This is a genomic window from Kitasatospora sp. NPDC058046 (assembly GCF_042885595.1).
In the GTDB taxonomy this organism is placed as follows: Bacteria; Actinomycetota; Actinomycetes; order Streptomycetales; family Streptomycetaceae; genus Kitasatospora.
Genome location: NZ_JBHVRS010000024.1, coordinates 71,093 through 90,096, shown reverse-complemented (window position 1 = coordinate 90,096; position 19,004 = coordinate 71,093). Strand labels below are relative to the sequence as shown.

General features: G+C 75.8%; 17 protein-coding genes. 8 read left to right on the top strand and 9 right to left on the bottom strand.

Annotated features, from left to right (window positions below; all coding sequences use genetic code 11):
• Positions 1 to 10: 10 nt before the first annotated feature.
• Positions 11 to 901 (bottom strand): helix-turn-helix transcriptional regulator, encoded by an 891-nt coding sequence (locus tag ACFVU7_RS36100; RefSeq protein WP_388049629.1) that lies wholly within the window; start codon positions 899 to 901, stop codon positions 11 to 13.
• Between the two features lie 161 nt (positions 902 to 1,062).
• Between ACFVU7_RS36100 and ACFVU7_RS36095 the strand changes: the two genes are divergently transcribed.
• On the top strand, positions 1,063 to 1,842 hold the full coding sequence (locus ACFVU7_RS36095) for an NAD(P)H-dependent oxidoreductase (RefSeq protein ID WP_074003580.1): 780 nt from the start codon (positions 1,063 to 1,065) through the stop codon (positions 1,840 to 1,842).
• Positions 1,843 to 2,035: 193 nt separating this feature from the next.
• Here ACFVU7_RS36095 and ACFVU7_RS36090 read toward each other — a convergent pair whose 3' ends face one another.
• Positions 2,036 to 4,444 (bottom strand): ATP-binding protein, encoded by a 2,409-nt coding sequence (locus ACFVU7_RS36090; protein ID WP_388049627.1) that lies wholly within the window; start codon positions 4,442 to 4,444, stop codon positions 2,036 to 2,038.
• Positions 4,445 to 4,582: 138 nt separating this feature from the next.
• On the opposite strand from ACFVU7_RS36090, the gene ACFVU7_RS36085 reads away from it, so the two are divergent.
• A complete protein-coding gene (locus ACFVU7_RS36085) occupies positions 4,583 to 5,497 on the top strand; it encodes a hypothetical protein (RefSeq protein WP_388049624.1) in 915 nt (304 codons plus the stop codon).
• Positions 5,498 to 5,523: 26 nt separating this feature from the next.
• Here the strand turns inward: ACFVU7_RS36085 and ACFVU7_RS36080 are convergent, their stop codons facing one another.
• A complete protein-coding gene (locus ACFVU7_RS36080) occupies positions 5,524 to 6,441 on the bottom strand; it encodes a LysR family transcriptional regulator ArgP (RefSeq protein WP_388049622.1) in 918 nt (305 codons plus the stop codon).
• A gap of 69 nt (positions 6,442 to 6,510) precedes the next feature.
• Here ACFVU7_RS36080 and ACFVU7_RS36075 point away from each other — a divergent pair, with 69 nt between their 5' ends.
• Positions 6,511 to 7,134, top strand: coding sequence for a LysE/ArgO family amino acid transporter (locus tag ACFVU7_RS36075; protein WP_388049619.1), 624 nt, complete (start codon positions 6,511 to 6,513; stop codon positions 7,132 to 7,134).
• Positions 7,135 to 7,293: 159 nt separating this feature from the next.
• On the opposite strand, the gene ACFVU7_RS36070 is transcribed toward ACFVU7_RS36075, so the two are convergent.
• Complete coding sequence (locus tag ACFVU7_RS36070) at positions 7,294 to 8,289, bottom strand: hypothetical protein (RefSeq protein WP_388049616.1); 996 nt, start codon at positions 8,287 to 8,289, stop codon at positions 7,294 to 7,296.
• Complete coding sequence (locus ACFVU7_RS36065; protein ID WP_079272352.1) at positions 8,286 to 8,618, bottom strand: PadR family transcriptional regulator; 333 nt, start codon at positions 8,616 to 8,618, stop codon at positions 8,286 to 8,288. The genes ACFVU7_RS36070 and ACFVU7_RS36065 overlap by 4 nt, the downstream gene beginning before the upstream one ends.
• A 230-nt stretch (positions 8,619 to 8,848) precedes the next feature.
• Between ACFVU7_RS36065 and ACFVU7_RS36060 the strand changes: the two genes are divergently transcribed.
• The 3 genes from ACFVU7_RS36060 to ACFVU7_RS36050 are packed head-to-tail and all read left to right on the top strand — an operon-like array spanning position 8,849 to position 12,298.
• Positions 8,849 to 10,348: an amidase gene (locus ACFVU7_RS36060; RefSeq protein ID WP_388049613.1), complete on the top strand. Its 1,500-nt coding sequence runs from the start codon at positions 8,849 to 8,851 to the stop codon at positions 10,346 to 10,348.
• Positions 10,345 to 11,586 (top strand): MFS transporter, encoded by a 1,242-nt coding sequence (locus ACFVU7_RS36055; RefSeq protein WP_074003587.1) that lies wholly within the window; start codon positions 10,345 to 10,347, stop codon positions 11,584 to 11,586. Before ACFVU7_RS36060 ends, ACFVU7_RS36055 begins: the two co-directional genes overlap by 4 nt.
• Positions 11,587 to 11,596: 10 nt before the next feature.
• On the top strand, positions 11,597 to 12,298 hold the full coding sequence (locus ACFVU7_RS36050) for a FadR/GntR family transcriptional regulator (protein WP_388049610.1): 702 nt from the start codon (positions 11,597 to 11,599) through the stop codon (positions 12,296 to 12,298).
• 89 nt (positions 12,299 to 12,387) lie between these two features.
• Here ACFVU7_RS36050 and ACFVU7_RS36045 read toward each other — a convergent pair whose 3' ends face one another.
• The 3 genes from ACFVU7_RS36045 to ACFVU7_RS36035 all read right to left on the bottom strand — a co-directional run bounded on the left by ACFVU7_RS36045 (position 12,388) and on the right by ACFVU7_RS36035 (position 15,954).
• Positions 12,388 to 13,686, bottom strand: a complete 1,299-nt coding sequence (locus tag ACFVU7_RS36045; RefSeq protein ID WP_388049607.1) for a styrene monooxygenase/indole monooxygenase family protein — start codon at positions 13,684 to 13,686, stop codon at positions 12,388 to 12,390.
• A 154-nt stretch (positions 13,687 to 13,840) separates the two neighbouring features.
• Entirely contained in the window at positions 13,841 to 14,593 is a 753-nt protein-coding gene (locus ACFVU7_RS36040) for a thioesterase II family protein (RefSeq protein ID WP_049657441.1), read from the bottom strand.
• 152 nt (positions 14,594 to 14,745) lie between these two features.
• Complete coding sequence (locus ACFVU7_RS36035; protein WP_387971198.1) at positions 14,746 to 15,954, bottom strand: proteinase inhibitor I4 serpin; 1,209 nt, start codon at positions 15,952 to 15,954, stop codon at positions 14,746 to 14,748.
• A gap of 287 nt (positions 15,955 to 16,241) precedes the next feature.
• Here ACFVU7_RS36035 and ACFVU7_RS36030 point away from each other — a divergent pair, with 287 nt between their 5' ends.
• Positions 16,242 to 16,448: a hypothetical protein gene (locus ACFVU7_RS36030; RefSeq protein WP_380743296.1), complete on the top strand. Its 207-nt coding sequence runs from the start codon at positions 16,242 to 16,244 to the stop codon at positions 16,446 to 16,448.
• A 19-nt stretch (positions 16,449 to 16,467) separates the two neighbouring features.
• Here ACFVU7_RS36030 and ACFVU7_RS36025 read toward each other — a convergent pair whose 3' ends face one another.
• Positions 16,468 to 17,088 (bottom strand): AAA family ATPase, encoded by a 621-nt coding sequence (locus ACFVU7_RS36025; protein WP_380775216.1) that lies wholly within the window; start codon positions 17,086 to 17,088, stop codon positions 16,468 to 16,470.
• 295 nt (positions 17,089 to 17,383) lie between these two features.
• Here ACFVU7_RS36025 and ACFVU7_RS36020 point away from each other — a divergent pair, with 295 nt between their 5' ends.
• Positions 17,384 to 18,934: an AMP-binding protein gene (locus ACFVU7_RS36020; protein WP_388049604.1), complete on the top strand. Its 1,551-nt coding sequence runs from the start codon at positions 17,384 to 17,386 to the stop codon at positions 18,932 to 18,934.
• Positions 18,935 to 19,004: the final 70 nt, after the last annotated feature.

Below are 19,004 nucleotides of genomic sequence, written 5' to 3'. Positions count from 1 at the left end.
CACCCCGCCGCTACGCCTTCCCCGCCCGCCGAAGCAGGTCTTCGTCACCCGCGGCGCCCGCAGCACCGACGGCCGCCGCGCCGCGGGGCTCGCCGGTGTCCGTGCCCAGTCCCGCGAGCAGGCGCAGTCCGTCCTCGGCGGGGCTGCCGGGGGCCGCGGACAGCACCAGCAGCTCGATGCCCGGCTCGTCCGGCAGCGCGAAGTTCTCCTGGTGCAGTTCCAGCGGTCCGACCAGGGGGTGCCGGTACGCCTTGCGCCCGTGGGTGCGGGCGCGGACGTCCGCGCGGGCCCAGAGGCGGCGGAAGCGCTCGCTGCCCATCGCCAACTCGCCGATGAGCGAGGCCAGTCGGGGGTCGTCGGGGTACTGGCCGGCGGCCAGCCGCAGGTGCCCGACCACGTCGAGGGTGCAGTTCTCCCAGTCGGCGTAGAGGCCGCGGTCGGCCTCCTCCAGGAAGATGTGCCGGGCGGTGTTCAGGCCCGGCATCGGGCGGCCGAGGAGGAGTCCGGCGAGGCGGTTCCCGGCGAGGACGTCCAGGCGGTGGTTCATGATCAGCGCGGGTGCGCCGGCCACCAGGTCGAGGACGCGCAGCAGTTCCGGCCGGACCCGGCTGCCCGGCGCCGTCGCACGGCGGCGGCGCTGCCGCGCGAGGCGGTAGAGGTGCCCGCGTTCGGTCTCGTCGAGGTCGAGGACGCGGGCGAGCGCGTCGAGGACCTGCTCGGAGGGCTGGGTCGCGCGGCCCTGCTCCAGGCGTACGTAGTAGTCGACGCTGACGCCGGACAGGTGCGCCACCTCCTCGCGGCGCAGCCCCGCGACCCGGCGGCGGCTGTCGGTGCGGATGCCGACGGTGGCCGGATCGGCCCGGGAACGCCTGGTCCGTAGGAAGCCCGCGAGATCGTCCATGCCCCTCAGTATGGCCGCGGCGGGCGCCCGTTCGGCCGACTCGGGTGCCCGTGAGGGTGGCCCTGCCGGTACCAGGAAGTCCGGTCCGACGGAAGCGGCGCCCCTGAACGCCGGGCGCCGCGGCGTCCAGGATCGGAGCATCCGATCCGAAGGAGTCCCCCGTGAAGACGCTGATCGTCCACGCCCACCCGGAGCCGAAGTCGCTCAACAGCTCGCTGAAGGACCTCGCGGTGTCCACCCTGGAGACCGCCGGGCACGAGGTACGGGTGAGCGACCTGTACGCGATGAACTGGAAGGCGGTCGTGGACGCCGCGGACTACGGCCCCGAGGCCTCGAGTCCGCTGAAGGTCGCCCTGGACTCGGGCCGGGCCTTCGAGGCCGGCACGCTCTCCCCGGACGTCCGCGCCGAGCAGGAGAAGCTGCTGTGGGCCGACACGATCGTCTTCCAGTTCCCGCTGTGGTGGTACACGATGCCCGCGATCCTCAAGGGGTGGGTGGACCGGGTGTTCACCTACCGCTTCGCGTACGGCGTCGGCGAGCACAGCGCCACCAGGTACGGCGAGCGCTTCGGCGAGGGCACCCTCGCGGGCCGGCGGGCGCTGCTGTCGGTGACCGTCGGCGGCCCGGAGTCGCACTACGCCGCTCGCGGGATCAGCGGCCCCATCGACGACCTGCTGTTCCCGTTCCAGCACGGCGTCCTCTACTACCCGGGCATCGAGGTGCTGCCGCCGTTCGTGCTGTACGGCAGCGACCGGATGACCGACGAGGACTACCCGGCCGTCGCCCGGGCCTGGGAGCAGCGCCTGCTCACCCTGGAGTCGACCGAGCCGATCGCGTTCCGGCGGCAGAACTTCGGCGACTACGAGATCCCCTCGCTTCATCTGAAGGAGGGGCTGGAGCCCGCGGGCCGCACGGGGTTCGGGCTGCACGTGCGCGGCTGAGGGCGGTCGACTCGGTCCACCGACTCGGTCTGTCGGCTCGGTCCACCGATTCAGTCTGCCGGCTCGGTCCACCGACTCGGACCGTCGGCTCGGTCTGCTACTTCAGTCCACCGGCTGGGTCGGACAACCCAGTCCATCGGCTGGGTCGAACGACAAAGTCCGGCGGCTGGGTCGAACAACCCGGTTCTCCGACTCAGTCCGCCGGCGACCGCTCCGCAGGCCCACGGCGCCGCGGGCCCCGGGCGGGACCGCCTCGCTGCTCGTACGTCCACACCGCCAGCTGCGTGCGCGAGGCGAGCCCCAGCTTGCCCAGGATGCGTTCGACGTGGTTCTCCGCGGTCCGCTGCGCGATGGTGAGGCGCGCCGCGATGTCCTTGTTGGTGAGGCCCTCGGCGACCAGTTCCGCGACCTGGCTCTCGCGCTTCGTCAGTCCCGGGACCCCGACCGGGTCGTCGAGGACGTGGGCCATCGCCTCGTCCACGGTGGCGCGCGCTCCGCGGCGGAACTCCCGGTCGAACGCGGCCGCGCCCAGCGCCTCCCGTACCGCGGCGTCCAGGCGCAGGTGCTGGGTGCGCATGAACGGCGCCGCGCCGAGCCGCCCGCCCAGTGACTCCCACAACAGGTGCAGCACGCCCAGGAGCCGGGCCGTGCGCCGCGGGTCGTTCCGGGTACTCCAGGCGATGACCTCCACGCACATGGCCACGTCCCACCAGTCCTGGAACGGGCGCAGCCGGGCGATGGCCGCCCTGGCGTGCGTGGTCGCGTCGGCGGGCGCGTCCGCGCGCAGGGCCAGCAGGGCACGGGCGAGCAGGGCCATCCCGCGCAGCCATGACTCGCCGTGCGTGCGGGCGGCCGCCTCGACCTCGCCGCACGCCTCCTCGGCCACGGCGGCCTCGCCCCCGCAGGCGTGCGCGATGGCGAACTTGACCCGGCACTCGAGGGCCGCGTCGAGGCAGCCCAGCGCGCGGAACTCGGTGCGCGCCCGCGCGAACAGTTCGGCGGCGCTCGCGTAGTCCTCGCGCCAGACGGCGAGGATCCCGTGGTGGTGCCACACCCACGCCGAATCCCGCCGGTGGCCGCCCTGTTCGGCCGCCGCCTCGCACGCGGCGAGCGCCTGCCGTACGTCGGCGTCCGGGTCGCCCTGCAGGATGCGCAGGTACGTGTCGGTGACCCGGGCGTGGACACGGACGGCCGTCTCCGGCCCCGTCGCGCCGTCACCGCGACTGTCACCGTCACCGCCGTCCTGCGCGTGGTCGGCGGCGAGCAGCTGCGACAGCCAGTGGCGCCCCTCGGACAGCAGGCCCGCGGTCATCCAGTAGTGCCGGGGCGACACGGCCAGGGCCAGACCGGCCCGTGCCTGCCCGGGCCGCTCCAGGCAGAATCCCAGGGCGGCGCGCAGGTTCGGGTGGTCCAGGCGAAGGCGCGTGAACCAGTCGACCTGCCGGGGCCCGAACCACTCCCGCCCTGCTCGTGCGGTCAGTTCGGCGTACCGGTCCCGGTGGCGGCCGCGCAGGGCGTCGAGCGAGTTGGACGCGGCCAGCCGCTGGTGCCCGTACTCCCGTACCGTCTCCAGCATGTGGTAGCGCGAACGTCCCTGCACGTGGCGGCAGTTGACGATCGACCGGGCCACCAGGCCGTCGAGGGCGTCGAGCAGGGCGGCGGGCGGCAGTTCGGCGTCCGCGCAGACCCGTTCGAGGCTCTCCAGGTCGAAGCCGCCGCGGAACACCGAGGCCCGCGCCCACAGCAACCGCTCGCGCCCCGTGCACAGTTCGTGGCTCCAGTCGATCAACGCGCGCAGGGTGCGCTGCCGGTCGGCGGCGACGCTGCTCCCGCCGGTGAGCAGCGCGAACCGGTCCGTGAGCCGCTCCAGGATCTCCTGCGGCGTCAGGCTCCGGATGCGGGCGGCCGCCAGTTCGATCGCGAAGGGCAGCCCGTCCAGGCGGCGGACGAGCTCGGCGACGGCGGCGGCGTCCGGCCTGGTCAGGGTGAAGCCGGGCAGCACGGCGGCGGCCCGGTCGACGAACAGCGCGACGGCCGGATTGCCGTTCAGGTCGCGCAGGCCGTGACCCGCGCGCGCGTCCGGCACCGGCAACGGCTCCACGGGGAAGACCTGTTCGCCCGCGATGCCGAGCGGCTGCCGGCTCGTCGCCAGGACGCGCAGTCCGGGCGCGGCCCGCAGCAGCGCGTCGGTGAGGCGGGCGCACGCGTCGACCAGGTGCTCGCAGTTGTCCAGGACCAGCAGGGCGCGCCGCTCGCGCAGCCGGGCGGCGAGGACGGCCGCCGCGTCGGCGCCGGGGTGCCCCGGATTCGCCACGTCGAGGGTGCCGAGGACGCTCGACGCGAGCAGTTCCGGGTCCCGGAGGTCGGCGAGTTCGGCGACGTACACGCCGTCGGGGAAGGCGGAGCGCGCCGCGTCCGCCGCCACGCGCAGCGCCAGCCGGGTCTTGCCCACGCCTCCGGTGCCGCTGAGCGTCACCAGACGCGCGCCGGACAGCAGCCGGGCGATCCGGACCGTGTCCGCCCGCCGCCCGATCAGCGGCGTCAGTTCGGCGTCGAAGCCGCCGAGGCCGGCGAACGTCCCCGCGGCTGCCCCCGTTTCCATGGGTGGTCATCCTACGGACGCGCGCTGACGGTACCGGCACGGAAAGCGTGCGGGAATTGAGTAGTTCTCCCGTTGTCCCCCGCACGCACCCGCCCGAGACTCGACGACGCGGTATCGGACGGCTATGCGAGGTGTGTGGTGACGGCAGGCACGACGGCGGGGTCGGAGCGGAGCGGGCGGCTGCTGGGGCAGCGGGTGTGGACCTACCAGGGGGCCTACGTACGCAGGCCGACGACCGCGCTGGTCGTGCTCCTCATCCTGTTCGGCGTGCTGTGCTCCCTCGTCGGCAAGTACTACGACGAGGACTCCTCGTTCCGCCTCGCGTTCTGGGCCCTGCCCGTGGCGGCCCTGGGGTGCCTCGCCCTGTGCGTGCGGCACGCCCGGATCCGGATCCGGGAGTACGAGCACGGCTTCGAGCTGCGCCGGCCGGGGCGCCGCACGCTGCGGTACGCGTGGCAGGAGATCGCCTCCGTCGAGTCGACCCGGGTGTCCGTCCACTTCAACTCGGCGCACTCGCACGACGTGCTCAAGACCGTGATCCGCCCCTACGCGGGCGGCCGGATCCGCCTCCGGGGCCTGGACTACATCAGGGTCCAGGAGGAGTGCGGCTTCTGGCGGATGATCACGAAGGCGCACCCCACCACCGGCGCGCGCTTCGTCTCGGACGCGACGCAGTCCGTCGCCGTGGCCCGTGCGCAACGCCTCCTGGACGAGCTCGGCGCGGGCGGGTCGTCCCGCTGGGGCGCCCTGACCTTCACCGCCGAGGGGATGACCCTCTCCCCGTTCCCCGCGCCGATCGCCTGGTCCCGGATCGCCCTCGTCTCCGCGCGCCCGGCGGACGGTGTCCGGCTCGACGTCCGGGGACTGGCCTCGCACGTCGGCAGCCGGGCCCTGTCGGGGCGCGCGACGAAGGCGGGCTACCGCACCGAAGGGGACCGGCTGGAGGTGTTCGTGCCCGTCCGCCGCCCCGGATCGGACTACGTGGCGCTGAGCGTCCTGCTCGCCCACGGCGCCGCCCTGCGGAACGGGCAGGACCAAGGACACGAGGGATAGCGAGGGCGGGCCGAGCCCCGGGCGGGCTACGGCCGGCGGCGGGTGGGCCCGGCCGGCAGGGCTTCGGCGGCGGCCGCCGCGACGGCCTCGGCGACCGTGGACAGGGCGGGCGAATCCAGCTTCCACTGCTGCCAGTACAGGGGGACGTCCATCGGCCGGGCGGGTGCCAGCTCCACCAGCCGCCCGGAGCGCAGCAGCGGCTCGGCCTGCGGCTCGGGCACCAGGCCCCAGCCGAGACCGGCGGCCACCGCGTCCCGGAACCCGTCCGAGGCGGGCACCAGGTGGCGGATCCGCCCGGCGCCCGACCGCCCCCGGGTGAGGGACCGGACGAACTCGTCCTGGAGCTCGTCGCGCCGGTCGAAGGCCACGGTGGGGGCCCGGCCCAGATCCTCGGCCAGGTCCCCGGTGAGATGACGGGCCGCGAACTCCGGTGTGGCCACGGCCAGGTAGCGGGCCAGCCCGAGCCGCCGCACGGTGCAGCCGGCCACCGGGTCGGGCGAGGAGGTGACGGCGGCCATCACCTGGCCCTCGCGCAGCAGGGCGGTGGTGTGGGCCTCGTCCTCCTGGTGGAGCTCGAAGCAGATCGGCGGGTCCTGCGGCACCCGGGTGAGCGCGGGCAGGAACCAGGTCGCGAGGGAGTCGGCGTTGACCGCGATCGGGACCCGGGCCGGGCCCTGCTCGGCCGCCAGGCCCAGTTCGGCACGGGCGTCGCGTTCCAGCCGGGCGAGCTGGCGGGCGAACCGGACCACCACCTCGCCGGACTCGGTGGGCCGCACCGGCTTGGTGCGCATCAGCAGGACCCGACCGGTGCGCTGTTCCAGGGCCTTGACGCGCTGGCTGACGGCGGAGGGGGTCACGTGCAGGGCGGCGGCCGCGGCGTCGAAGGTGCCCTCGTCGACCACCGCGAGCAGGGTCCGGACCTGGTCCAGGGGAAGCTCGTCCATAAGTATGGCTAAGGTTACTTTAGAATCTTTAGCTGTACTCATCTATACGCGGTCCATACGGTCGAACCCATGACCAGCAGCACCATCGCCGCCGCACTCGCCGGGTTCGGTACCGGACTCTCCCTCATCGTGGCCATCGGGGCCCAGAACGCGTTCGTCCTGCGCCAGGGCGCCCGCCGGCACGCCGTCCTCGCGGTCGTCGCCATCTGCGCCGTCTCGGACGCGGCGCTGATCGCGCTCGGCGTGACGGGGGTGGGCACGGTGGTCACGGCCTGGCCGGCGGCGCTGACCGCGGTGGGCCTGGTCGGCGGGGCGTTCCTGCTCTGCTACGGCTTCCTGGCGGCCCGACGGGTGCTGCGCCCGGATCCGGCGGCCGCGCTCACCGGCGGCGGACCGGAGACCGGCTCCGTCCGGCGAGCGGTCCTCACCTGCCTGGCGATGACCTGGCTGAACCCGCACGTATACCTCGACACCGTGCTCCTGCTGGGCTCGCTCGCCTCCGACCGCGGCGACCTGCGCTGGGCCTTCGGCGCGGGCGCGGCACTGGCCAGCCTGTGCTGGTTCGCCGCCCTGGGCTTCGGCGCCCGGCTGCTGAGCGGCGTCCTGTCCCGGCCGAGGGTCTGGCGGGTGCTGGACGGACTGGTCGCGGCGACCATGCTGGCAATGGGCGGGATGCTCCTCGCCGGGGCATAGGGCGCCCTGACCCACCGGCCCCGGCTGCCACCCGCGTGGGTGGCCGGCCATGGTGGCATCCGACCCGACCAGGCCGGATGCCACCCTTCGTCCGACGCCGCGCGGACCCGCGGGCGTACGCGCGGGTTCACGACGCGGGGCCGGGGCCGTGCCCGGGGGTCAGGGCTGCTGCGGGTCGGTCCGCGGGCCGAACCGGCCCGTCAGTCGGACCGCCGCGAGGGCGACCGCGTACCCGATGGTGAACAGCACCACCAGGAACAGGACAGCGGTCGCGTTCATGACGTAGTAGCCCGTCAGCGTGGGGGCGACCACGGGCGGCACCCCCAGGACGACGGCCGTCAGGGCCGCCGAGCGGACCGTACGGGTGGTGCAGGCGACGGCCGCGCCGACGACCACCGGGGCGACGAGGGGGAATCCGGTCCGGAAGAACACTCCCTCCCCCGGGCCGGAGACCAGGACGAGGGCGACGTCCGCTGCCGTGGTGGTGAGCACGACCGCCCACGGTACGGCGGAGCGCGGTCGCGTGGTGCGGTCCGGCGGGGCGGCCAGCAGCACCAGGGCGTTGAGGGCGAACAGCACCGTGTCCGGGCCGACCAGACTGTAGGTCAGCGGGCCCCGCGCGTGCGCACCGGGCAGTTCGGGGCCGGCGAGCAGGACGAGCAGCGGGGCCACGACGGTGGCCGCCGCCAGGGCGCGGGCCGCCGTCCAACGGCCGGTCAGCGCCGCGACGGCCATCAGCACCGCCGGGACGAGCAGCGCCATCGTGGCGCCGAGCGACCCGACGCGCATCCCGCCGTCCGGGTCGGTGGCGGCCCGGACCGCCCAATAGAGGTGCACGGCCGCGTAGCCGCCGGCCAGTGCGGCGGCGAGCGGGGCCGCGGCGGCCAGGGCCCGGCCCGCCGGCCGGTGGGAGACCAGGCCGAGCCGGACCCGGACGCCGTGCCCCGCCACATCGGCCACCTCGCGCAGAGCGGCGAGCGGCCTCACGGTTCGGACGCGGCGCTCGGCGTGATCGGCGACCTCCGCCAGCGCGTGGGTGCCGTAGGAGGCCGGGTAGAGGGCGAGGGCGCGGCGCAGCAGGTGGGCCGTCAGGCGGCCCTCCCTGCTCTGCTCCTGGTGGTTCTGGTGGTCCTGGTGGTCCTGGTGCGCGGTCATGCCGGGCCTCCCGCGAGCCTGTTCCGGGTGATGGCGAGGCGGCGGTCGGCCTCGCGGAGGGCGGCCCGCAGCCGCCGGCTCTCGTCGGTGAGGGCCTGGGTTCCGGTCGGGGTGAGGGCGAAGACGCGGCGGGGTCGCCCGTCGACCGTCTCCTCCCGTTCGACCCGGATGAGGCCTTCGGCGAGCAGTCGGTCGAGCGTGCCGTACAGGCTTCCGGCGCCGAGCCGGACCCGGCCGTCGGAGATCGCGGCGACCTCGTCGCCGAGCGCGTAGCCGTGCCGGGGCTGGTCGGCGAGGGCGGTGAGCAGCAGGAAGGTGGGCTCCTGCATGGAGCGTTTCTTCGTCACGCCGATCACCATAGTACGGTCACCGTAGTGTCCGGAAGAGCGGGTGCGATCGGAGGCGAGGGAGGGGCGCGCACCGCCCATCCGCCAGGACCAACGCGCACCCGGGCAGCCGGTAAGGCTTGCCTTGCCATGGAGTCGGGCCCGCCTCTATGGTGAAGTCCTCAGAGGACCTGAAGACCTGGTGACCTGAGGACTACTTGGGGAGAGTGATCATGTCAGACCTCCATGCCCTGACGCTGGCCGAACAGGCGGCGGCGATCCGCGGGCGCACCGTCTCGCCGACCGAACTCGTCGACCACCACCTGCGCCGGATCGAGGAACTCGACGGCGTGCTCGGCGCCTACCGCACGGTCGACGCGCCCGGCGCCCGTCGGGCCGCCCGTGCGGCCGAGGCCAGGCTGGCCGCCGCCGGGGACGGCCCCGAGACCGGGGACGGCGCCGGGACCGGGGACGGCGCCGGGCTGCCGCCACTGCTCGGCGTGCCGCTGTCGGTGAAGGACACCTGGCCGGTCGGCGGGCTCCCGTTCACCGCGGGCTCCGCCGCCTTCGACGACCGCACCGCTCCGCAGGACGCCGCCGTGGTCGGCGCCCTCCGGGCCGCGGGCGGCGTGCTGCTGGGCACCACCACGGCCGCCGAGTTCGGCTGCTCCGCCTACACGGAGACGGTCCACGCCACCGCGCGCAGCCCGTACGACCCCGGCCGCGGCGCCGGGGGTTCCAGTGGCGGGGCGGCCGCCTCGGTCTCCGCCGGACTGGCCGCCGGGGCCCTGGGCAGCGACGGCGGCGGCTCGGTCCGGATCCCGGCCGCCGCCTGCGGCGTGGTCGGCCTCAAGCCCAGCCGGGGCCGGGTGACGACCGCCCCCGGCACGGACGCCTTCGGGCTGGCCACCGCCGGCCCGCTGGCCCGGACGGTGCTGGACGCGGCCCTCCTGCTGGACGTCATGGCCGGCAGCGTCCCGGGCGACGGCAGCACCCTGCCCGCCTCCCCCGCCGGCCACTTCAGGGCCTGCGCCGAACGCGAGCCCGGCCCGCTGCGGATCGGCGTCCTGCCCCGGACGGACGGGTGGCACCCGGAGGCCGCGCTGGCCTCCCGCCGCACCGCCGACCTGCTCGCCGACCTCGGCCACCGGGTGGAGGAGGCCCCGCCGTTCGACCCGGCCGAGTACCAGCCGGACTTCACCGTGCTGTGGAGCGTGCTGGCCGCCACCGTGCCCGTCCCGCCGGAGCGGGAGGACCGGCTGCTGCCGCTGACCCGCTGGCTGCGCGCCCGGGGCAACGAGCACAGCGCGATCCGGCTGGCCTCGGCGATGGCCTCGCTGACCGCCACCGCCCGGACGATCTGCCACCGGTACGACCGCTTCGACGCGGTGCTGAGCCCCACGACGGACCAACCGCCGCTGCCGGTCGGGTCGTTGGCCGACCCGGACGCCCCGGAGCGGAGCTACGCCCGGATGCTCGCCGTCACCCCGCGCACGCCGGTGGCGAACCTCACCGGCCGGCCGTCGATCAGCCTGCCGCTGCACTGGACCCCGGACGGACTGCCGATCGGCGTGATGCTGACCGCCCGGATCCATCAGGAGGGCCTCCTGCTCTCCCTCGGCGCCCAGCTGGAACGGGCCCGGCCCTGGCACCACCACGCCGCCCGGCAGGCGGCCGTCCTGGAGCGGGCGACCGGGCAGAACACGGCGCGGCCCGAGCGGGGGACGCGATGAAGCGCGGACAGCTGGCCTTCCTGACCGGCACCCACATCGTCAACGACCTCTACCAGGGCGCCGTCCCGGCCCTGCTGCCCTTCCTGATGTCCCAGCGGCACTACAGCTACACCGCCGTCTCCGGCATCGCCCTGGCCGCGAGCGGCCTGTCCAGCGTGGTCCAGCCGCTGTTCGGCCTGCTGGTCGACCGCCGCCCCCGCGGCTGGCTCATCCCGGCCGGCTTCCTCACCGCCGCGGCCGGGATCACCGGCGCCGCCCTCGCCGACAGCTACCCGCTGACCTGGCTCTTCGCCGCGCTGGCCGGCATCGGCATCGCCGCCTACCACCCGGCCGCCACCAACCAGGCCCGGGTCGCCGGCGGACAGTCCCAGCGGGCGATGAGCCTGTTCTCCGTCGGGGGCACCCTCGGCGCCTCGCTGGCACCGGCCCTGGTCACCCTCGTGGTCGGCGCGTACGGCCTGGGCGGCAGCTGGCTGCTGGCCGTCCCGGCGCTGGTGACGGCCCTGCTGTGGGCCGCGCAGGGCCGCTGGCTGCGGTACCGCGGCCACACCCCGGCGACCCCGGCCGCCGCCCGGGGCGCGGCGACGAGCGCCCACCGCGACGACTGGCGGGCGTTCGGACGCCTCGCCGCGACCACCGTCGCCTGGTCGATCCCCTACGTGACCGTCACCTCGATGCTCGCCCTCCACATCCAGCGCGACCTCCACGGCTCGACGGGAACCGGCGCCGCCGCGCTGACCCTGCTCACCCTGGCCGGGGCGGCCGGCACCCTGCTCGGCGGCTGGCTCGGCGACCGGCACGGACGGATGACCCCGATCCGCACCGGCTACCTGCTGGCCGTCCCCGCCCTGGCCGCCGTGGCCTTCGCACCCTCCGTCGCGGTCGCCATGGCCGGCGCGGTGGCGTTCGGACTGGCCATGTTCCTGCCCTTCGCCCCGCAGGTGACACTCGCCCAGGACTACCTGCCCACCCGGCCCGGCACCGCCAGCGGGCTGACCCTCGGACTCGCCATGTCCGTGGGCGGCCTCGCCGCACCGGCGCTCGGCGGCCTGGCCGACGCCCACGGCCTGCGGACCGTCCTCGCCCTGGTCCTCGGCGTGCTGGCGCTCGGACTCGGCTCCGCGCTGCGGCTGCGCGACCGCGTGCTGCCGGAGGCGGGGCCGGAGCAGGGGCCGGAACCGGCCCCGGAACGGGTGAACGAGCAGGCCGCCACGGGTGCGGCACCCGGAGGACGATAGGGTCGTCCTCATGACTGTTCGCCCGGTACGCCATCGCTCACTGGTGGAGGAAGCCACGGCCGAGCTGCGCCGACTGATCGGCACGGGCGAGTGGCCGGTCGGCAGCAAACTGCCCGGTGAGGTGGAGCTGAGCCGACTCCTCGGAGTCGGCCGGACCACCTCGCGCGAGGCGGTCCGGGTGCTGATCGCCGACGGCCAGCTGCGCGCCCGTCAGGGCTCGGGCACGTACGTGGCCGCCACCGCCCCGGTCTCGGAGTTCGACCGGGAGCTGCGGCGCTCCGAGGTCTTCGACGTGTACGAGGTCCGGGCGGCGCTGGAGGTGGAGGCGGGCCGGCTGGCCGCGCAGCGGCGCACCGAGGCGGACGTCGCCGCGCTCCGGGCGGCGCTGGCCGCCCGCGACGCGGCCGCCGACCCGGCCGAGCTCGTCGAGACCGACCTGGAACTGCACCGCCAGGTCGTCCGGGCGGCGCACAACCCGGTGCTCATCCGCCTCTTCGACTCCTTCGTCGACGCGCTGCGCGAAGCGGCCGGCCACGTGGTGGCTGACAACCGGCTCCACGACGGCGTCGAAGCGGAGGGCATCACCCACGCCCACCGCACCCTGGTCGAGGCGATCGCCGCGGGTGACCCGGACGCCGCCGTCGCGGCGACCCAGGCCAACCTGGACCACACCCTCGACAGACTGCGCGCCACGGGCACCGGACCACGCTGAGCCGGAGGCCGGATCCGCACCCGACCATCTCCGGTCCGGAAGTCCCGTGTCCGGTCGTACTGTCGTACGGCCCCCGGGTCCGGCGGTTCCTACCGACAGGAGCCGCCGGACCCGTCCTCGTCGCCGAGCCGAACCTGGCTCCCCGCTGAGGAGTTGCCCACCGAGGCCAGGTAGGCGGCGGTCAGCTCGGGGGTGGCCAGCCAGGCGGCGTAGTCGCGCGCTTCGGCGTAGGTGTTGGCGAGCCGGCGGCCGACCTCCGGGTGTTCGGCGGCGGCCGCGAACACCCCCTGGAGGTGGTCCGGCACGGTCAGCATCGCGGCGGTGAACTCGACGCTGTGGCGGGCCTGTTGCTGCCAGAACCGCTCGGCGGTGCGGCACATCCAGTCGGCCGTGTACGGGGCGTCGCCGTGCTCCACGACGGCCCGGCGGTAGGCCTCGGCGGCCCGGGCGGCGTTGTTGGCGCCCTGCCCGGCGATCGGGTCGGTCACCACCACCGCGTCGCCGAGGCCCAGCACGTGGACGGCGTCCACGCCCGAGCCGAGCTCCGCCACCGCGCGCCGGACCACCGGGGTGACCGCGCCGAACAGCCCGGCCCCGGCGTCGGTCGGCTCGGCCCCCGTCCAGAGCTCGGCTTCCCAGGGCAGGTACTCGGCCAACAGCACACGGATCCGGGCCAGTTGGACGTCCGGCGGCGGGGCATCGCCGAACGCGTCCAGCGGGCCGCCGGGCAGCGCCTCCCAGAGCAGGATGTCGCAGGGGCCGGAGAGGGTGAGCGCCGGCTGCAGGTACAGCTCGCCGAGGCCGGGCAGGGCGTTCATCCGGGCCCTCGGCCCGGCGGCCGGGTCCGGCGAGCCGACGCCGTGCGCGTACAGGCAGGACAGGGCCCGCTGCGGCCCGTCGAACGGTGAGCGGACGGCGTCGCGTTCAAAGATCCCGGACAGGGCGCCGCGGCCGGCCGCGACCACGGTCAGCTCGTGCCGACGGGCCAGCTCGTGCAGCCCGCCGCGGTCCAGCGTGCGGTACTCGACCACGCCGCCGCGCTCGGCCAGCAGTTCCAGCCAGCCGGCCAGTTTGAGCCGCTGGTCCACCGACTGGGCGGGCTCGTCCAGCGTCATGGTGTACTCCAGCGCCCGCACGCCGGGGGGCGCCGCCAGCACCGCCTCCACCGAGGAGACGGCCGGCGCCTGCTCCGCCCAGAGGTCCAGCCCGGCCGCCGCCTCGATCCGCAGGGCGGGGCCGAACATCGCCTGGGTGGACAGCACCCGGCCGCCGCGCAGCTGCTCCGGGGTGCGCTCGGCGACCAGCGTCACCCGGTACCCGTCCGCCACCAGCCCGAGCGCGAGTTGGAGGCCGGCCTGGCCCGCTCCGACGACGGCGATCCGGCGCACACTGCCTCCTGGTGGTCTGTTGACGGTCCGTCAAGCAGGCACAGTAGTCGAGCGGGCGCGCTCCGGTCACCGGTGGCGGGCGCATCCGTTCGAAGGAGGCGGCGGCGTGCGGACCGCGCCGCCGCCCCGGCAACCCGGGGTGCCCCGGGCCGGCTCAGCCGCGCAGGTGCGCGGTGAGCACCTCCACCACGTCGTGGGTCCGGTCGGCCAGGTAGAAGTGCCCGCCCTGGAAGACCCGCAGGTCGAAGGGGCCGGTGGTGTGCCGCTCCCACTGGCCGACCTGGTCGACGGTGGCGTGCGCGTCGGACTCCCCCGCCAGGGCGGTGATCGGCAGCGACACGGTCGCGTCCGGGGTGCTGCAGTAGGTCTCGACGGCCATGTAGTCGGCCCGCAGGCTCGGCAGGACCAGCTCGCGCAGGCCGGGCACGGCGAAGATCCGGTCGTCCGTGCCGCCGAGCGCGGAGATCTCGGCGAGCAGTTCGTCGTCCGGCAGCTGGTGGACCCTGGTCGTCCGGGGCAGCGAGGGCGCGCGGCCGGCCGAGACGACCAGCCGGTCCGGTCCCCGTACGCCGTCGCGCTCGAAGCAGCGGACCGTCTCGAAGGCGACGGCCGCGCCCATGCTGTGCCCGAAGAAGGTGAGCGGCCGGTCCGCCCACTCCCGCAGCTCCCGGGCGAGCTGCTCGGCGAGGCCGGTCACCGAGCCGATCGTCGGCTCGCCGATGCGGTTCTGCCGGCCCGGGTACTGGACGGCGAGCACATCGGCGTGCGGCGCCAGCGCGTTGGCGTACTCCAGGTAGTAGCTGGCCGAGCCGCCGGCGTGCGGGAAGATCACGATCCGGGCGGGCGCGGAGTCGGACGGGTTGAACCTGCGGAACCACGGATTCTCGACGACGGCGCTGCTGGACATGCGGGGTGCGACCTCTCTCCGTGACGGACTCTGCAGGCCCCAGTCTGGCAGTGCCGGGCCCCGCCGCGGGGGCGAAGTGACGATCATGACCCTCCGGCAGGCCGGTTCTCGCCGGTGCCCCTCCGGCCACCCGGGCCTGCCTGCCAGGAGGTTCAGGCCCGGACACCGCTCGCGGGGTCCGGATCGGTGACCCAGCCCGCGGCCAGGAGCAGACCGGAGGTGCGGTGGACGGCGACGAAGCCGAACGGCCGTCCGAAGCCGGCCCGGACGATCCGCCGCAGGTACGACGGGCGCGGGCGCGCGGCGCCGCTCCCGGCGACTCCGAGGGCGGTCACCGAGGCGGCCCGGAAGCCGTCCGGGCCGAAGGTCGCGGTGGCGCGCTGCCGGGCGCCGTCGATGAACAGCGGTTCCGCTCCGCCGAGCCCGGGCAGGCGGTGCTCGGTCTCCGAGCGGGTCCCCAGTGTGGCCAGGCCGAAGAGGTCGGGGCGGGCGAGCAGATCGTGGTCGGCCCCGACGGTGAACCGCGGGACGTCCACGGCCAACAGATCCTCCGGTTCGTACCGCCGGATCAGGTCGATCGTCAGGCCGGGGCCGGGGGTGCCGACGGGCAGGCGGTCGGCGGTGGTCCGGCGGTGGCGCCCGCTCAACGCCTCGATGCCGGTGGCCAGCACCCGGCCGGGCGACGCGCCGGGCTCGCCGAGCAGCAGATGGACACTGATGTCCCCGTACCCGTGCACCCGCACTTCGGTGACGAGCCCGGTCGGTGACTCCAGCACGGCGGCCCGGTCCAGCAGGCAGGTGTACCGCGACAGGTACCGGACGGGCCTGCCCCAGGCGTCCGCCGGACCCTCCGGCGGACCGTCGATCTCGTCGAACGGCCGGATCCAGTCGGTCCGGACGGTGAGCGCCGCGGCCAGCACCAGGCGGGTCTCCCGGTCCAACCGCACCGGCATGGCGTCGATCAGACCGCCGGTGGCCCGGGCGGCCCAGGCGTCCAGCCGCGCCTGGTCCTGCCGGACGTCACCGGAGAGCCGCCCGTGTACACCCGCCGGCAGCCCGGCCGGCCACTCCGGGCGCAGCCGCAGCCGCTCACCCGTCCAGAGCCCGAGGGCCGAGCCGACCGCCGGGATGCCCTCCAGCAGACCGAGGAGTTCCCGGGCCCGCTCGGCGGCAGCCTCCGGCGGCAGACCCAGGGCCTGCGTCAACTCGCCCTGGACGGCGGGGCTTCCGGCCGGCGCCAGCAGGCCGAGCAGCGGCCAGACACCGGCCGGCATCAGGACCGTCCCACCCTCCGGGTCGACCTGCCCGACCCAGCGCGCGCCCAGCGTGTTGACCACCCTCACGGCCTCGGCCTGGCTCATCCGCCCCCCTGCGCTCGATCGTCCGGCACGCCGCCGAGGGTAGGCCCGGGCCCGGGTGGGAGGCGACCGGTTTAACGCCACTCCCGGCCGCCAACGCCCGCCCGGCGAAGGCGGGTTCCGCCGCCCCGACTCCTTTTCCACTGCCGACCCGATCCGATCCGTGTCAGCATGGCCGCATGAGCGAACCCGACGACTGGATCACCATCGCGGCGTACGAGAACCTTCCCGGCCGCCCGACCCCGCCGGCCGCCCTCCGCGCTTGACTGCGCGACCGGGGCATCGACTGGATGCCCATCGCCGCCGATGCGGTGCGCAGTGACCTGCTCTGCGGGGTCGGCCCGGACGGCCGGTGGCGCGGCTGGTTCGACGTCCGGGTCGACGCCGACGCCCTGCGGACGATCGGGCTGCACCCCGAGCAGGCGTCCGCGGTCGTCAACGGACCTTCCCCGCCCGGCTGGTGGCACGCCGAGGCCGAGCGCCGGGCCCGTCGGTGACGGCGGCCGCCGGCCCGGCTCAGCCCGCCGCGCCGAAGCGGACCGTCTCGGCGCGGGAGCGGGAGGCCGCGTCCAGCAGCAGGACGGACGAGGCCTCCGGGGTCGGCATCGGGCCGCCGGCGCGCACGTGCCGGGTGAAGGCGGCCAACAGCCGCTCCAGGCCGCGGCGGTGGCGGGCGAAGACCCGGCTGGAGGCGTGCCGGCCGCGGGCCCGCTGGCCGTCCAGCGCGGTGGCGGCGCCGACGTCCAGCAGCACCAGGTGCAGTTCGCGGCCCCGGCGGGCCGCCTCCCGGGCGAGCCAGCGCCGCATCCAGGCGCGGCTGCCGCAGTCGTGCACCAGCAGCGGGCCGCCACCGCGCACCGAGGAGCGCAGCAGCCGGAAGTGTTCCAGCCGGGCCCACGGCCGGTACACCGCGTACGGCAGGGCGGCGGGCATCACCGCCTCGCAGGCCTCGTGCACCGTCCGCGGGTCCACGGCCCGGACCGCCGCCCCGGACCAGCGCCGCAGCAGCGTGCTCTTCCCGGCCCCCGGCAGCCCGGACACCACCACGACGGCGTCGGCCGGGTAGGCGGTGACGAACCCCGCCCCGGCCTCGCCCCGCAGATCGACCACGCCGCGCGGCGCCACGACCGCATCCACCCCGCCGCCCACCAGTCCGAGCCCCCGTTCACGTCCGACCGGGAACCCTAACAACAACGCCCGGCCGGCCGCTCGGCGGATCCGGCCGGACCGGGCCTCGGCGTCGGGCGTGCGCGCCTCACGGAGAGGAAGCGGGGGCGCCCTCCGGCCGGGGGCCGAGGGGACCTCGCAGGCCCGCACCCGTCCGTCGGCGCCCACCCGCGCCCGTCGGGACTCCTGGGCCCCCGGCGACCGCAGTGCACCCGTGGGCCCGCCGTCCACTAGGCTGACGAGCCGTCAGACAGGAGGACGGGCCATGGCGGAGGCGGCTCCGACGTACACCGCGCTGGTGCTGGACGGGCTCGCCCGGGATCCCGCCCGGGTGGCGCTCCGGCACGGGGACGAGGAGTGGACCGGGCAGCGCTGCCTGGACCTGGTGCACCGCGCCGCCCGCGCGCTGGAGCGGGCCGGGCTCGGGCGCGGGGACGGGGTGACGGTGCTGGCCGGGAACCGGCCGGAGGCGCTGCTGGTGCGGCTGGCCGCGAATCTGCTGGGCTGCCGGGTGGCGATGCCGTTCCCGGACGGGCCGGTCGCCGAGCAGGTGGCGCTGGCGGAGTTCGCCGGGACGTCCGCGCTGGTCTTCGACCCGGTCCGGTGCGCGGCGGCGGCCGACGGGGTCGCGCGGGCCGTGCCCTCGGCCGTCCTGCTCTCGCTGGGTCCGTCGCCGCTCGGGCTCGGCACGGACCTGCTGGACCTCGCCGCGGCCCGCTCCCCCGCCCCGCTGGCGCCCCGTTACCTGCCCGAGGACGTGATGGCGGTGCGGTTCACCGGCGGCACGACCGGGCGCCCGAAGGGCGTGCTGCGCCGCTTCGCCCGTCCGCCGCGCCCCCCGCTGCTGGCCGGCTCGGTCTTCCTGCTGTGCACCCCGCTCTGCCACGGCGGCGGCACCACGGCGGACCTGGCGCTGGCGGCGGGGGGCATGGTGGTGATGCAGGACGGGTTCGACGCCGGGGCCGTGCTGGCGGCGGTGGAGCGGCACCGGGTGTCCCGGATGTACCTGCCGCCGCACCTGCTGTACCGGCTGCTGGACCACCCGCTGCTGCCGACGACCGACACCGGCAGCCTGCGCCGGGTCGGCTACACCGGCTGCGCGCCCTCGCCGCGGCGGCTCGCCGAGGCGACCCGGCGGCTGGGCCGGGTGCTGCACCAGACCTACAGCCTGACGGAGTGCGGGCCGGTCTCCCGGCTGGGCCCGGACGAGCACCTGGCACCGCGGCTGCTGACCACCGCGGGCCGCCCGTACCCGGACACCGGGCTGCGCGTCCTGGACGAGGACGGCGCCGAGCTGCCGCCGGACCGGACCGGGGAGATCTGCGTCCGGACGCCGACCGCGATGGCCGGCTACTGGCGCGCCCCGGAGCTGACCGGGCAGGTGCTCCGGGACGGCTGGCTGCACACCGGCGACCTGGGCAGCCTGGACGCGGCCGGCTATCTGACGGTGGCCGGGCGGCGGGACCCGATGGCGGTCGTCGAGGGGCACAATGTGTTCCCCCGCGAGATCGAGGAGCCACTGCGCACCCACCCGGAGGTCCGCGAGGCGGTGATGTTCACGACCACCGACCCGGACCGCCTGGAGCGGGTGCACGCCGCCGTCGCCCTCGTCCCCGGCTCGCGGCTGACGGCCGGGCAGCTGCACCGCTGGGCCCGGGCGCGCGGCCTCGGCCGGTGCGCCCCGGACTCGCTCCTGCTGCTGCCCGCGATCCCGCTGAACGGCCTCGGGAAGCCGGACCTCGCCGCCCTGCGGGCCCAGGTGGACGCCGGGAGCGGACGGGCGGCCGCCACCGCGGGGGCGCGCGACGGGGTGTGACGCGCCCGACGAGTGCATCGAGCGCCTACGCGGGCGACCTCTCGTGCGCCACCCGGCGGGAAGAACCGTC